Source organism: Streptomyces sp. NPDC058701 (assembly GCF_042715295.1).
Classification (GTDB): domain Bacteria; phylum Actinomycetota; class Actinomycetes; order Streptomycetales; family Streptomycetaceae; genus Streptomyces.
On the sequence record NZ_JBHXSY010000020.1, the window covers coordinates 41692 to 56159 of the forward strand.

The window sequence follows — 14468 nt, forward strand, 5'->3', positions numbered from 1 at the left end:
CGACTTATCGTAAAGAACCGGGCCCTTTGCGGGGAGTTGCGGTCCGCTTCACTCCGGAGGGGTCGCACCGTGCCGGCCGGAGCCCCGTCCGGCACGGAAACGATCACCAGCGGACCCGGCTGCGCAACCCCGTGAACCCGTAGGCGCACAGCAGGACCGTCAACGACAACACCAGCGCGGTACCGACGGGTTGGGCCATCACCCGCAGGGCTCCGAGGAGCACCCGGTCCACCTCTGGGGGCCACTGCCCCCAGGTCAGACCGCGCAGTCGGGCCGCGAGTCCGGTCGCCGGGTACGCGGAGGGCCCCTCCAGCACCTTGCGCACCAGCGGAACCACCATCACCGGTACGGCGAGGACCGCGGCCAGCCCCGCGGTGGCGGACCGGAAGACACCGGACGCCAGGACGCCGGCCCAGGCACATCCGATGAGCAGTCCGGCCCAACTCGCGGCCGGGGAGAACCATTCCGCGGGCATGCGCAGCGGGCCGCTGTCGAACACGAGGGCCAGCGCGGCGGCGTCGGCCGTCACCGCCGCGGCGCCGAGCAGCAGGGCCAGCACCGCGCAGACCCCGAGCTTGGTGATGAGCAGACCCATCCTCCGGGGCACGGTGCCGCGGTCTGCGGCGAGCGCGGGATAGCGGTACTCCTCGCCGAAGGCCAGGGCGCCGAGCAGTCCCGCCCCGATCGCGGCGGGCGGCAGCGGCAGCAGCTCCGGCCAGGCGGCGAGCAGCCGGTTCTGCGGGGTGTGGCCGGCCCGCGCCAGCGCGAGGGCGGTGAGGACGGAGGCGGCGACGACGAGAGCGGCGGTGAGGACGGGCGTGGCCGTGCCGAAGACCCGCAGCAGCTCGTAGCGGAGCGGCCGCAGCGGGCCGCCGACGCGGCGCACCGCCGAGTCCGGCCGCCGGGTGCGGGAAGCCCGGGTCCCGCTCCCGGCCCGGCGGGGGCCGGGCGGGGCGGCGGCCGCGCCGACGCCCGTGACCGTGCCGGCTTCGGCTCCCGCCGAGGCCGCGCGGGCGTGCGGGAGCGGGGAGGCGGGCGCGCCGGCGTCGCCGGTCTCGTCGGCGAGCTGGTGCACGAGTACGCCGTGCCGGAACGCCGCCTCGCCCACCTCGGCGCAGGTGCTCCCGTACACCGACAGCCGGATGCCGCTCTCCTCGACGACCTCGACCACACGCTGGGAGGCCCGGGCCTCGCGGCCCAGTACGTCCGCCAGCCGGGCGGCGTGCGGGGTGCGCACCGCCACCCGGGGCCGCAGCCGCGTCCGGGCGAAGTCGGCGGCGTCCTGGTCGGCGACGAGCCGGCCGGCCTCGATGGTGACCACGCGGTCGGCGCTGCGGGCGGCCTCTTTGGCGTCGTCGGTGGTGAAGAGCACCGCTCCGCCGAGGGAGGCGTGTCCCCGCAACAGGGCGTGGAGCCAGCCGCGCTCACGGGGTGAGAGTCCGGCGGCGGGCTCGTCCAGGAGCAGGGTGCACGGGTCCGCGAGCAGCGCCGAGGCGAGCGCGACACGGCGCTCCATGCCCAGGGACAGGGACCCGAGCCGCTGGTCCCGCAGCCCGGCGATGCCGACGACCTCGAGCATGGTGTCGGCCCGGGAGGCCGGCACCCCCGCGGCGGCGCACAGCATCCGCAGCTGGTTGCGGACGGTCCTCGACGGGTTCCCGGGGACGTCGCCCAGCAGGACGCCGACCTCGCGTCCGGGGTGTGCGATCCGGTGCAGCGGGCGGCCGCGGAAGTAGGTGACCCCGCGGCCCGGTTCGAGTTCGAGCATGAGTCGCAGCGCGGTGGTCTTGCCCGAGCCCGGTCCGCCGAGCAGGGCGGTCACGGTCCCGGGGCGGGCCTCGAAGGTGAGGTCGTCCACGACGGGCGGGGCGCTGGGACGGGGCGGTGTGCTGGTCAGTCCGATGGCCTGGAGCATCGCTTCTCTCGCGGGGGGTGAGACCGCTCTGCGGCAACGTGGGTACCGCAAGCAAGATAACGCGATATGTCCGATTTTCGGCGCAACCGGTCCGATGGACTGCCGATAACGCCGCCGGGGGTGGTCGCGGAGCGTCAGACCTCCGGGCGCAGCATCGGCGGGTTGAGCAGGGTGGCCCCGCCCGCCCTGAACAGCTGGGCCGGTCGCCCGCCCTGACGGGTCGTGGTGCCTCCGGCGGGCACCAGGAAGCCGGGGGTCCCGGTGACCTTGCGGTGGAAGTTCCGCGGATCGAGGGCGACGCCCCAGACCGCCTCGTAGACCCGGCGCAGCTCGCCCACGGTGAACTCGGGCGGACAGAAGGCGGTGGCCAGGGAGGAGTACTCGATCTTCGAGCGAGCACGCTCGACTCCGTCACCGAGGATCCCCGCGTGGTCGAAGGCAAGTCCCGGGGTGCCCTGGTCGTCCGCGGCCAGGAGCTCGTCGACGGGGGCCCAGCGCGCGCTGTTGGCGTCCCCTCCGGCCCGGGGGGCCGGCAGGTCCGGAGCCAGCACCAGGTGCGCCACGCTGACGACGCGCATCCGCGGATCACGCTTCGGATCGCCGTAGGTCGCCAGCTGTTCGAGGTGCGCCCCGTTGCCCGCGCCGGGAGCCGCGGGATCGTGCGCGCACAGCCCGGTCTCCTCGGAGAGCTCGCGGGCCGCGGCGCCCGCCAGGTCCTCGTCTTCCCGCACGAAGCCTCCGGGCAGCGCCCAGCGTCCCTGGAACGGCTGCTCACCCCGCCGGACGACCAGCGCGCAGAGCGCGTGGCGCCGCACGGTGAGCACGACCAGGTCGACGGTGACGGCAAAGGGCGGAAAGGCCGACGGGTCGTAGGGCGACATGCCGCGATCATAGTCGTCTGCCTGACGATAAACAGCGTTTTGGTGACCTTGAGGGCCGCTGCCGCAGAGCACCCGCCGGCCGTCGGCCGGGCCGGGCCGCCGGGCGGTCGCCGATGACGGGCCCGGCGCCGCTGTTCCCCCGGCCGTCCGGCCGGCCCGGCCGACGAGGCCCCGACCGGGGCGCACGGCCCGGGCCGTCCCGCCCGGCCCGGAGCCCGGCCCGGAGCCCGGACCGGCGGGAGTCGGCGGGCGCCCGCGGAAGGCGGTAGCGGGCCAGCGTGCCGCAGGCACTCGGGCGATCCCGGCGCCGCGGCGGGGTGCGGTACCGGGCGGCGCGGGCCACGCCGCTCCGAAAACGGCGGTTCCTCAGCCCAGTTGGAGCACATCGGCCGCCTCCTCCACCATGCCGAGTCCGAGGCGGCTGACCCGGACGGTGAAGGGTTCCCCGGCGACGCGGAGGCCGGAGAGCCGCAGGGCCCCGAGGGGGGCACCGGGCAGCGGGGCGAGGGCGACCGTGGCCGCGGGCGCGTCGGGGCGGATGCCCACCAGCGCGGTCAGTACGTGGACCCCTGCCGCGGCGGCCACCGCGGCGGGGCGGCAGGCCGCCGGATGCGGGAGCGGGGCGCTGCCCCGGGTTCTCTGCTCGGCCGCGAACATCTCCGGCAGCCGGTAGCCGAAGCTCTCGGCCGCGTCGAGCAGCCCCCGGAGGAGACCGGCGGCCTCCTTCTCGAAGCCGGCCCGGGCCAGGCCGGCCACCGCGACCGCGCTCTCGTGGGCCCGTACGGCGCCCGAGCGGTGACCGAACGGATTGTGCCCCGGCTCACTGGCCGCCATGCTGCGCAGCCCCCATCCGCAGTCCATGCCGGGGGCTCCGAGCAACCGGGCGAGCTGTTCGGTGCGGGTCCGGTCCAGGAGGCCGGGGGCGAGCCGGCCCCCGCCGAGCAGTCCGGTGTCGAGCAGGTGGGCGGCGGCCCCGGTCAGCCGGTGCAGCGGCCGGCCGTCGGGGTGGAGGGCCGCCGCGGGCCGGCCGCCGTCCGGGCCGTCGATCCAGAACCGACGGCGGAACACCTCCCGCAGCGCGGCCGCCCACTCCTGCCACTCGGCGGCGCCGGGCCGTCCGCACCCGGCGAGGAGGTCCGCGCCGAGGAGGGCGGCCCGGTGGGCATGGGCCTGGGTCTCGCAGCGCCGTGGTCCCGGGTCGGGGTCGGCCAGGAAGCCGTCCTCCCCCAGTGCTCCGCGCAGCCAGTCGAGGCACCGCTCGGCGGCGGGGAGCAGTCGGGCCACGTCCTCCTCGGGCATCCCCCACAGCCGGGCTTCGGCGAGCACCGCGGGGAAGGCCAGGGTCGCCTCCGTCCCGGTGCAGCCGGGCGGAAGCTGGTAACCGGCTCCGCGGAGCGGCCCGGGGATCTTCCCGGCGTCGGGCCCGGTACCGCCGGCCTGGGCACGGGCCAGGATGCGCAGGGTGGCCGCGGCGAGCCCGGTACCGAGCGGCAGCGCCATCCTCGCGGCCCACAACGATTCGGCCGGGGCCAGCCCCAGCCTCCACGGGACCCCCGCGGCCGCGAAGGCGTCGCCCGGAGTCCCGGGGTCCCTGAGGAGCAGCGCGCCCAGGTCCTCGACGCTGGTGCGGAACCACGCCTCGGCCCTGGGGTCGTCCCCCTCGGCGAGCGCGTCGGCCAGCGGGTTGACGACCCTCCCGGCGCCGGCCCTCGCCACGCGGTCGTGCGTGGTCCGCAGCTCGATGGTGCGGGACTCCCCCGGACCCAGTTCGAGTTGCCAGCGCAGCAGTCCGGTGGAGGCGAGGGCGTCGTCCGGGGCGGGTTCGGCGGCGGTGACGGCCTGGGTCCCGCCGGTGCTCCAGCGCAGGCCCGCGGCGTGCACGGCGGCGGGGAGCTCGGGCCCCGCCCGGCCCGCGGCCACCGCGGCCAGTTCGGCCAGGTCGGTACCGAGCAGCAGCTCCACGGGGATCCGTACCGGGCGGGCCGCGTAGCTGCGCAGGGTGATCCGCTCGGTGCCGTCGGCGTGACGCACTCGCTCCACGCCGATGTCCGGGTCGGGGCCGGGCTCGGCTCCCGTGCGCACCGTCGCGGTGAAGGAGGCCCGGTCGGCGCCGAGGCTGCGGCCCTGCACGGCGACGGGGTCGCGGCCGCCGATCCGCAAGACGCAGCGGGAGAGCAGGCGGCGCCCGGAGCGGTAGATCCCCTCGATCCCCCGCCCGGTCAGCTGTCCGTGATCGGGCGAGATGGCCAGACAGGGCGCGGCGACACAGATGACGGCGCCGTGCACGGGCGGCAGCTCGGCCCTGCGGGCGGCGGGCACGCCGGGCGGGCGGGGAGGTGCGGGGTGGGACATGTGTCGCCTTGTCTGCGCTCCGGTCGGTTCAGCTGGGCGGCGGCGTGGCCGGGCCCCCACCGCCCCCCAGCTGAACGCCCTCACCCCCGCGCGGGTCACGGGCCCGGGGGACGGCCGCGCGTGCCGGGGCCGGTAGCGGCGCCGCAGGGGCGTGCCGAGGGCCTTGCACAGCCGGTTCACGGGGCCGTCCCGGCGGCCCGGGCGCGGGCTCACTGCCCGCTCCCTGCGGAACGGCGGGAGGTGCGGCGGGCCGCCGTGCGGTCGCGGCGGCTCGGGGGGCGGGTGGTGCCGGCCGCGGGGCGCCTTCGCCGGGGTTCCCGGCGGCGGCGCTCCTCGCGCAGGCACTGCCTGAGGCCCTCGGGGTCGATGCCTTCGTTGCAGGCGTGGTGGAGCAGTTGGGCGAAGCGGTACTCGGCGTCCGCCCGCAGGGCCATGCCCAACGCGATCCGGGCGGTCGGTTCGTCCCCGGTGGACCAGGAGACCCAGCCGGCGAGCGTGAGGGGGGCTGCCGCGTGCTCGCCGTAGGCCCCGACGCAGCGCCGGGCCAGCGCCCGCCACAGCCGCAGGGCCGGGGCGGCCTCCTCGTCCTCCATCCACTCCGCCGCGACGTCGCGGATCTCGCGGTCCTGGAGGCCGAGGATGAGCGCGGCCGCCTCCTCGTGGCCGATGAGCCCGTCGTCCCGATCATCGGCGCCACGGGGCCACTCGACGGGCGGGGCGAGGGTGATCCGCCGCATGACGGCCTTGGCCAGGGCGAGGGTCTCCGCGCCGACCTCCTCGCGGGTCGACCCGTCGAGGATCTTCGGCACGAGGGCCGCGGCGGCCCGGTCCAGGGCCTCCTCCATCTCCTCGGCCACGACTCCGCGCAGGGGCGCCAGCCGGCTCTCGATCTCCTTGAGGGATCCCCTGACCTGGAGTCCGGCGAAGGTGGCGGCCGCCGCCATCACCGAGGTGCCGACCGCGGCCAGCCGGCTGCCCTCCGCGGGACAGCAGCGGGCGTCCGGGCAGACGTAGGACCAGAGACGTCCCGAGGACAGGCACAGGGCTTCCAGGACCGGCACGTCCCGGGCTCCGCAGGCCAGCCGGATGCGTTGGGCGAGGGGCCGCAGCCGGGTCATGACCCGCTGCCCGCTCTCGTCGCCGCGCGGCTCCTGGCAGAGGAAGACGACGATGCCGTCGGGCTTGCCGCCGCGCCGCTCGCTGCCGCGGATCAGGCAGTCCGCGGCTTGCCGGGCGGTCTCCTCCCACTCCGCGGGCGCGGCGGGAATGCCGACGCGGAGCCGGCCGCCGAAGCGGCCGCCCTCGCCGTGGACGGCGACCATCACGAGGGAGTCGGTCGGGTGGAAGCCCAGCATGTAGGGCAGTGCGTCGGCCAGTTCGGCCGGGCTGCGCAGGGTGATCTGCGGGCCGGCGGCGGACCTGGCCGCGGTGGCGGACTGGTGGTCGGACGGGACGCGTGATTCGTGATTGTTCGTCATGTCCCGAAGGTCCCGCGCCCGGCCCGATCCGAAAACCCCTGTGGATAACTGTTTATCCTTCAACTTCCACAGGCCGACCTCCTCGTTGGCGCACGCCCGGAGCCATCGGGTTACATCGAGGCGAGGCCTTGCGCACCCCGATGTTCGAGGCCGCCACGCTCGCGGAGCCGGCGGCCGTCAGACGGTCCGCCGGAGACCCGGACCGCACCCGAGCCCGAAGCCGCGCCCGTACGGAGCGATGCCCCTGCGGAGCCGCTCCCTTCCGAAGCCGCGCCCCTCCCCGGGCCGCGGCCCCGGGAAGCGCGTACCGCTCAGCCCGCGGCCGCGAGGACCAGCGGGAGGACCTGCTCGCTGCCCGCCCTCCGCAGCAGGCGGGCGGCCACGGCGAGGGTCCAGCCCGAATCGGTGTAGTCGTCCACGAGCAGGACGGGACCCGGCGATCCGGCCAGCGCCGCGGCCAGCTCCTCGGAGACGGCGAAGGCACCGGACAGGGCCCTGAGGCGCTGCGCGGAGTTGCTGCGGCGCGCCGCGTGGGTACCGTCCGGCCCGGTGTACGTCAGGGTGCCCAGGAACGGGAGGCGGCCGACGGTCGCGATGCCCTGGGCGAGGGAACCGACCAGCTGCGGGCGGGTCAGCGACGGTACGGCGACGATGCCGACGGGCCGCGCGGAGGCGTCCGGGACGTTCGCCGCCCAGCCGCCCGGGGAGCGCGCCCAGTCGGCGATGACCGCCACGGCGGCGTGCAGGACATCGTCGGGCACCGGCTGGTCGGGCGCGTTCTCCGCGAGCAGCGGACGCAACCGGTTGCCCCAGCCGATGTCCGAGAGCCGGCCCAGGGCCCGCCCGGTGGAGCACTGCTCCTTCACCGGGATGCGGCCCTTGAGGTCGATGCCGAGCGCGGACATCCCCGTCGGCCACATGCGGCGCGGCTCGATCTCCGTCCCGGGGCGGTCCAGCTCCCTGGCCGCCCCCGTCAGCGTCTCCGACGAGACGGAAGCGTCGGCCCAGACGCCCGCGCAGTTGTCGCAGCGGCCGCACGGGACCGCCCCCTCGTCGTCCAGCTGCCGGCGCAGGAACTCCATCCGGCACCCCGTCGTCCCGACGTAGTCCCGCATGGCCTGCTGCTCGGCCGCCCGCTGGCGGGCGACCCAGGCATACCGCTCGGAGTCGTAGGTCCACGCGGCGCCGGTGGACGCCCAGCCGCCCTTGACCCGCTTGACGGCCCCGTCCACGTCGAGGACCTTCAGCATCGTCTCCAACCGGGTGCGCCGGAGCTCCACGGCTGCTTCCAGGGCCGGTACGGACAGCGGGCGGCCCGCGTCGGCGAGCGCCGAGAGGGTCTGGCGGACCTGGGCCTCGGGCGGGAAGGCCGTATCGGCGAAGTAGCGCCAGATCGCCTCGTCCTCCTTGCCCGGCAGCAGCAGCACGTCGGCGTGCTCGACCCCGCGGCCGGCGCGGCCGACCTGCTGGTAGTAGGCGATCGGCGAGGACGGCGAACCGAGGTGGATCACGAAGCCGAGGTCGGGCTTGTCGAAGCCCATGCCGAGCGCGGACGTCGCGACCAGGGCCTTGACCCGGTTCTCCTGGAGGTCGATCTCGGCCTGCAGCCGGTCGGCGTTCTCGGTGCGCCCCGTGTACGAGGCCACGTTGAAGCCGCGCTGCCGCAGGAACGCGGTGGCCTCCTCGGCCGCGGCGACGGTGAGGGTGTAGATGATTCCCGAACCCTGCAGCTCGTCGAGGTGCTCGGCGAGCCAGCCCAGGCGGTGCGCGGCGTCGGGCAGCCGGACCACGCCGAGCCGCAGGCTCTCGCGCTCCAGGGGGCCGCGCAGGACCAGCGCCTCGCCGGCCCCGGTGCCCAGCTGCTCGGCCACGTCGGCGGTGACGCGCGCGTTGGCCGTGGCGGTCGTCGCCAGCACCGGCACGCCGGGGGCGAGCTCGGCGAGCATCGCCCGCAGCCGCCGGTAGTCCGGGCGGAAGTCGTGGCCCCAGTCGGAGATGCAGTGCGCCTCGTCGACCACCAGCAGGCCGGTCGTGGCCGCGAGCTTGGGCAGCACCTGCTCGCGGAAGTCGACGGAGTTGAGGCGTTCCGGGCTGACCAGGAGAACGTCGGTCTCGCCGCGCTCGACCTCCCCGTAGATCGTTTCCCACTCCTCCGGGTTGGCGGAGTTGATGGTGCGTGCCCGGATGCCGGCCCGGGCCGCCGAATCGACCTGGTTGCGCATCAGGGCCAGCAGCGGCGAGATGATCACCGTGGGGCCGGAGCCGCGACGGCGCAGCAGGGCGGTGGCGACGAAGTACACCGCGGACTTGCCCCAGCCGGTGCGCTGCACCACCAGTGCCCGCCGACGGTCCTCCACGAGGGCCGCCACCGCCTGCCACTGGTCCTCCCGCAGCCGCGCCGAACCCCCCGGGTCGCCGACGAGCTCGGCGAGGATGGCGTCGGCTTCGGTGCGGAGCTCCAGGTTGTCCATGCCCCCATGCAACCCGATGGCACGGACAATCGCGCAACTCACCCAGCGTGACACGAGGCTCACGAACGGCCCGCCGGCCCGGCGGAGCCCGGGACCGGGGGCCGGTCCGGAGGGGTTCCCGTCGGTACGGACGCCGCTGCCGGGGCCGAATGCGTCAGCGTCGGCGCGGCGGGGCAAGGATATGAACGGCATACCGGCGAATTCCGGTCGGCGGCGGCAATTGCTCGTTGCCGCATGCTCGGGGCCCACGCGAGAATCGGAGTGTTCCCGCCCGGCTCCCCGGTACCTCCCGGGCCCGGCCGCGGCGTGCCCGCACTCCAGCCGTGCCCGTTTGCGGGCGTGTACCCGAAGGGAGGACCGTGACCTTCGGATTCGCCCAGCCCTCGACCACGTCCCTGGCCATGCTCACCGGCGGCGCCAGCCGGCACGGCCGACGACTGGAACCCGCCGAGTGGACCGCGGCGGGCATCCCGCTCCTGCGCAATCCGCGAGAGGTCGTCAGCGGGCTGCACTCCCGGCACCGTCCCGCGCCGTCCACCGCGGTGATCGCCGTCCTCGGCCCGGAGGAGCGGCTGGTCGCGAGCGCCTCGTTCGTCCAGCGGTCGCCCTCCGCGGACGGCTGGGAGTACCGCAACGCCCTGCTGTCGCGGTTGCGCCGGGTCCTCCCGCACGACCTGCGGCGCCGGACCCCGGTCCGGACGGCCGTGTTGCTCTACTGCCGCGAGGGCGACGAGCGCTGGACCGAGGAGGACGGGGCCTGGATGTGGGGGCTGCGGGACGCCTGCACCCTGCACGGGCTGCGGTGCGGCGCGTACATCACCCTGACGCGCGGCGGCTGGCAGGTCCTCGGCGAGGGACGGGGCGGCCGGCAGCCGAGCTCCGACTCGAAGCCGCAGCGGATCGGCGAGACGGGAGCGGGCTTCGCCCCGCTCGCCCTGCACACCGGCGGCGGCGCGGGCGACGCCCTGCGCCGGACCGCCGCGCGCTGAACCCGGCGCACATCCCGGCAGCAGCCGGACCGGCCCGGTACACGGGTACGTACGCGCACGGGCGCACGCACCCGGAACCGGGCGTACGGAGGAACCTGGCGCACAGCCGAACCCGGCACGCGCGGCCGAGCCGGGCGTACGGCGGATCAGGCCCCGGGCTTCGGCGGGACCGGCTCCGTCGCCCGCCCCGCCCGCCGCCCGTACCGGATCCGGCTACGGGGCGTCAGACGCCCGCACCCAGAACCGAGTTGACCAGAGCGGTTTCGCCGCACACGACGAGCAGCGCGCCGGCACCGGCCCGCGCGAGCGGCAGCACGGCCGCGAGCGCGTCGGCCGGACCGCCGTTGGCGGCGACGACCACGACGGGACGGCCGCCGGCCCGGCGGGCCTGCGCCGCGTCGGCGTAGAAGACGTCGTCCCCGGCGGCGTGCAGGGCCCAGTAGGCGGCCTCGCCGAAGGACAGCTCGTGGGCGGCCCACGGGTGCGGGTCGCCGGTGGTGAGCACCAGGACGTCGCCGGGCGCGCGCCCGGCGTCGAGCAGCAGGTCGACGGCCTCTTCGGCCGCGTCCAGCGCGCCCTCGGCCGAGGCCGGGATCAGCTGGACCTGCGGCACCGTCGCGGAGACGGACGGCGCGGCGGGAGCGGGGGCGGCTGCGGGAACGGGTCCGGGGGTGGCCTGCGGCGCACGCTGCGCGGGCGGTGCGGGCCGGACGGGACCGGGGCGTCCGGGCCGCGGTACGGCGGCGGGACGCGGACCAGGTACGGGACGGGGGGTCTGCGCGGTGCGGCTCGCGGCCGGCGTGACGCGGGGACCCTGGGCACTCTCGTGAATCTGAGGCTCCTCGATGGCGGGGTGAGAGGCTGGAGTTGAAGTCTTTCAAACACCGGTACGAAACGTACCGGTCGGTGGCGCATGGATGCGATCAGAAATCGAAGCCGAGTTGGCCTCCGTCTTCCAGTTCCACGGCTTCCTCGCTGCGGCGCACCTTCTTGAGGTGGCGCCACCGGGGCAGCGTGTCGAGGTACGACCACGAGAGCCGGTGGTAGGGGGTGGGACCCAGTTCCTCCAGCGCCGCCCGGTGCACCGGCGAGGGGTATCCGGCGTTGGCGGCGAAGGCGAAGTCCTCGATTCCGCCGTGCTGCCGGCCGAGCTCGGCCATCATGCGGTCGCGCCGGACCTTGGCGATGACCGAAGCCGCGGCGACGGCGACGCAGGACCGGTCGCCCTTGATCACCGTCCGGACCCGCCAGGGGTGGCCGAGGTAGTCGTGCTTGCCGTCGAGGATCACCGCGTCGGGCCGCACGGGCAGGGCGCCCAGGGCCCGCTGCGCGGCGAGCCGGAGGGCGGCGGTCATGCCCAGCTCGTCGATCTCCTCCGGGGAGGCGTGGCCGAGGGCGTGCGCCGTGACCCAGCCCTCCAGGACGTCGAGCAGCGCGTCGCGTCGTTTGGGGGTGAGCAGTTTGGAGTCGGTGAGCCCGGCTGGCGGCCGGCGCAGACCGGTGACCGCGGCGCACACGGTGACGGGACCGGCCCAGGCCCCCCGTCCGACTTCGTCGACCCCGGCGACCACCTTGGCGCCGGTGGTGGCACGGAGGGAGCGCTCGACGGTGTGGGTGGGTGCTTCGTACGGCATGGCGCCAGCAAGGTTACGCCGCCCCGCGCCGCCTGCCCACCCCGGCCCCTCGGAGGCCCCGGCTCCGGGGAGCCGCCGGACCGCTCCGGCCCACCGCGCGGAGCCGGGCGGAGCTCACGCCCGCAGCAGCGGCACCCTCACGCCGTCCATCATCTCCGTGATGTCCCGGTTCCCCCGTTCGCTCCCGCATACTTTCGTGCGGTGCATCATCACCGTCGGGATCACGCCCACGACGAACGGACCCGTCGCATCCACCCCCTCGTCGCCCCGCTTGATTCCGCTTGATTCCGCGCTCGACCAGCTTCCCGACCAGCCGCTGCGCGGGCTCGGGCAGCCCGGATCGGAAGCGCCTCGTGGAAGCGTCCCGCGTGCACGTGGTCGCATTCGTGAAGCACCGGCCGCAGGGCCTGTCCGACGAGCGAGTGCATGACGTCCCGCATCCGGAAGCACAGCAGGCGCAGGTCCTGACGAACGGATCCGCGGTCGGGAATCCCACCGATGCGATGCGCGGCAGTCTCGACTGCCGCTGGGCACTCTCGGGCGACGGCGCGGCCTCCGGCCTGGTCAACGGGAGCCACCAGGTGGGAGGTTCCCCCGGCCTGTCCATTCTGGTCACCGTCTTCGGCCCCCCCGCGACCGCGCTGCTGGTGATCCGGGTCCGCAGGAGCGACCTGGAAACCCTGAACGCCGCCGGGGCGGCCGGTCCCGCCGCCTGGCGGGACCCCGGGCGCGGGGCGCTCCCGCGCCCGGGATCCCCGTACGGACGCTCAGTACTCGACGCGGGCGCCGAAGCCGCCGAGCCGCCGGCACTCCTGGTACGAGACGGTGACCGGGCGCTCCCGCAGGATCCGGCGCGCCCGCTGCTCGCCCAGGCTTGTCGCGTACCAGGGGGACGCGGCGGACCCGGCCAGCCCGTCGGCGATCCCGCGCAGCGCGCAGGACCGCTGGGGCTCCGGCAGGCCGTCGAGGGCGGGCACGGCGTCCGCCGACAGGGACTGGAAGTAGGCCAGGTCGATCTTGCCGTCCTGGTGGAACCGTGCCGCGTTCCGCTCGGCGACCATGCCGTCCGGGGACAGCAGGCCGAAGACGAGGACGGCGGCCGCGGCGCTGCCCGCGACGGCGCGCGGCAGCCGGCGCGCGCCGAACACCCCGGCAGCCATGATCAGCACGATCACCAGCCCCAGCCAGAGTTCCATGGCGGCGACCGACACCCGCAGCCTGGTCAGCCCGTACGCGTCCACGTAGAGGTCCATCCGGCGCAGGGCGGCGGCGACCACGACCAGAGTCAGGACGCACAGCGAGCCGAGCACGACGCGGACGAAGCGCCGGTCGCCGGCGCCGTCCCGCGGGGCCCACCGGAGGGCGAGCGCGATCACGGCGAGGGTCAGCAGCGTGGCCCACAGCAGTTGCCAGAAGCCCTGGCGGGCGTACTCGGCGTAGGTGAGGCCGGTGCTCCGCAGGACCTTGTCGTACCCGCCGAACAGGACGGCCAGCTGCACCGCGTTGAAGCCCGCGAAGAGCACGTTGAGCAGGATGAGCGGAAGGGCCCATTCGACTCGGGACCGCGGCCTGCCGGGCTTCGTCGTGATCCGGTCCCAGCGCAGCGGCGCCGCGGCGATGCGGGCCGCGGCGAGCGCGAGGACGGTGCCGAGGAGGAAGAGCAGGAGGCGTACGGGCCCGTCGCCGATGGAGACGTCGGGTGTCAGCTCGCCCAGCAGATCGGCGAAGGCGGCGTCGGCGGAGGCGAAGAGGGTTCCGAAGAGGAGCAGCAGGACGGCGGCCACGCCGGCGGCCTTGGCCACGGGCAGCCAGCGGTCCTTGCCGGCTCCGCCGCGGGAACGCAGGCCGTTCCAGGCCCAGCCGACCCCTGACACGGCGGCTTCGAGGAAGCCGACCGGGCCGAGCAGGATGCCGGGCCAGGTCCGGCTGCCGTGCAGGGCCAGCGCACCGAGCAGGACGGCGGCGAGGATCGCGAGCGTGGACGGCCATGCGGAGTCGCGCAGGGCCGGTATCGCGAGGAGGGCGAGGCAGCCGACCGCCCAGGCCACGCTCCAGGGGCGGGCGGTACGCCGGGCCGTGCGGGCGGCGGCGTACGCGGCGACTGCGGCGGGCAGCACCGCCAGCAGCAGGCCGGGCCCGAGGCCGTCTCCCAGCAGCAGCGCGGCGGCGAGGCCCGCGACGAGGGCGGCGACGAGCGTGGCGGTACCGACCGGGGCGGCCTCCGCGGGCCTGATCCGCACGGCCCAGTCGGACGGCGCGGCGGCCTTGGCCCGGGCGGCGGCGACCCGCTGCTGGTAGAGGTACTCCTGCCAGGCGTGCCACGCGGCGGCGTCGCCCGGGGTGGGCTGCGGTGGAACGGACCCGCCGGCGACGGCAGTCGCGGGGGCGGCGGTCGCGGCGACGCCCTTCGCCGGGGCGGCGGTCGCCCCCGGAGGACCGCCGGCCTCGGTACCCGCACCCGGGCCGGTACCGGCAGTTGCGGCGGCGCCCGGATCAGCCCCCGACCCCGCGGCGGCGGGCGGGGTGGCGGCCGGCTCCGGCGTCGCCCCCGCGGCGGCGGCTTCCCCGGCCCGGCCGGCGGACGGCGCGGGATCCGGCGCGGGCGACCCGCGCCCCGCCGCTCGTGAGGCGCCCCCGGCGCCGGCCGCCCCCGTCCCGGCCTCCGTCCCGTCCGCCCCGTCGGTCTGGTCTGACATCGGGTTCCCCTCCCCTGCCGGCCGCCCCGGATCTTTCCCAAGGGTTCGGCGA

Annotated in this window: 9 protein-coding genes; 1 reads left to right on the top strand and 8 read right to left on the bottom strand. The window is 76.0% G+C overall.

The annotated features are described in order from the left end of the window. Positions 1-103: 103 nt before the first annotated feature. The 5 genes from ACFWW8_RS21870 to ACFWW8_RS21890 all read right to left on the bottom strand — a co-directional run bounded on the left by ACFWW8_RS21870 (position 104) and on the right by ACFWW8_RS21890 (position 9097). Complete coding sequence (locus ACFWW8_RS21870) at positions 104-1915, bottom strand: ATP-binding cassette domain-containing protein (RefSeq protein WP_386530611.1); 1812 nt, start codon at positions 1913-1915, stop codon at positions 104-106. Between the two features lie 134 nt (positions 1916-2049). Continuing rightward, on the bottom strand, positions 2050-2796 hold the full coding sequence (locus ACFWW8_RS21875; protein ID WP_386530612.1) for an NUDIX domain-containing protein: 747 nt from the start codon (positions 2794-2796) through the stop codon (positions 2050-2052). Between the two features lie 366 nt (positions 2797-3162). Beyond that, positions 3163-5148, bottom strand: coding sequence for a glycogen debranching N-terminal domain-containing protein (locus tag ACFWW8_RS21880; protein ID WP_386530613.1), 1986 nt, complete (start codon positions 5146-5148; stop codon positions 3163-3165). A gap of 209 nt (positions 5149-5357) precedes the next feature. Next, on the bottom strand, positions 5358-6626 hold the full coding sequence (locus ACFWW8_RS21885) for a DUF4192 domain-containing protein (RefSeq protein WP_386530614.1): 1269 nt from the start codon (positions 6624-6626) through the stop codon (positions 5358-5360). 311 nt (positions 6627-6937) lie between these two features. Next, the gene (locus ACFWW8_RS21890) at positions 6938-9097 is read right to left on the bottom strand and encodes a RecQ family ATP-dependent DNA helicase (RefSeq protein WP_386530615.1); all 2160 of its coding nucleotides are present in this window, start codon (positions 9095-9097) and stop codon (positions 6938-6940) included. Between the two features lie 359 nt (positions 9098-9456). Here ACFWW8_RS21890 and ACFWW8_RS21895 point away from each other — a divergent pair, with 359 nt between their 5' ends. Continuing rightward, positions 9457-10086 carry a hypothetical protein gene (locus ACFWW8_RS21895; protein ID WP_386530616.1) on the top strand — a complete coding sequence of 210 codons (630 nt, stop codon included), beginning with the start codon at positions 9457-9459 and terminating at the stop codon, positions 10084-10086. Between the two features lie 223 nt (positions 10087-10309). Here ACFWW8_RS21895 and ACFWW8_RS21900 read toward each other — a convergent pair whose 3' ends face one another. The 3 genes from ACFWW8_RS21900 to ACFWW8_RS21910 all read right to left on the bottom strand — a co-directional run bounded on the left by ACFWW8_RS21900 (position 10310) and on the right by ACFWW8_RS21910 (position 14416). Then, on the bottom strand, positions 10310-10933 hold the full coding sequence (locus ACFWW8_RS21900; protein WP_386530665.1) for a hypothetical protein: 624 nt from the start codon (positions 10931-10933) through the stop codon (positions 10310-10312). Positions 10934-11009: 76 nt separating this feature from the next. Continuing rightward, positions 11010-11720, bottom strand: a complete 711-nt coding sequence (locus ACFWW8_RS21905) for a ribonuclease HII (RefSeq protein ID WP_386530617.1) — start codon at positions 11718-11720, stop codon at positions 11010-11012. Between the two features lie 767 nt (positions 11721-12487). Next, positions 12488-14416 carry a DUF4173 domain-containing protein gene (locus ACFWW8_RS21910; RefSeq protein ID WP_386530618.1) on the bottom strand — a complete coding sequence of 643 codons (1929 nt, stop codon included), beginning with the start codon at positions 14414-14416 and terminating at the stop codon, positions 12488-12490. Positions 14417-14468: the final 52 nt, after the last annotated feature.

What these genes read in the sequence shown, in the direction of transcription:
- ACFWW8_RS21905 (WP_386530617.1), bottom strand. Translation starts at nt 11,720, where the DNA reads ATGCCGTACGAAGCACCCACCCACACCGTCGAGCGCTCCCTCCGTGCC.
- ACFWW8_RS21880 (WP_386530613.1), bottom strand. Translation starts at nt 5,148, where the DNA reads ATGTCCCACCCCGCACCTCCCCGCCCGCCCGGCGTGCCCGCCGCCCGC.
- ACFWW8_RS21910 (WP_386530618.1), bottom strand. Translation starts at nt 14,416, where the DNA reads ATGTCAGACCAGACCGACGGGGCGGACGGGACGGAGGCCGGGACGGGG.
- ACFWW8_RS21870 (WP_386530611.1), bottom strand. Translation starts at nt 1,915, where the DNA reads ATGCTCCAGGCCATCGGACTGACCAGCACACCGCCCCGTCCCAGCGCC.
- ACFWW8_RS21890 (WP_386530615.1), bottom strand. Translation starts at nt 9,097, where the DNA reads ATGGACAACCTGGAGCTCCGCACCGAAGCCGACGCCATCCTCGCCGAG.
- ACFWW8_RS21875 (WP_386530612.1), bottom strand. Translation starts at nt 2,796, where the DNA reads ATGTCGCCCTACGACCCGTCGGCCTTTCCGCCCTTTGCCGTCACCGTC.
- ACFWW8_RS21885 (WP_386530614.1), bottom strand. Translation starts at nt 6,626, where the DNA reads ATGACGAACAATCACGAATCACGCGTCCCGTCCGACCACCAGTCCGCC.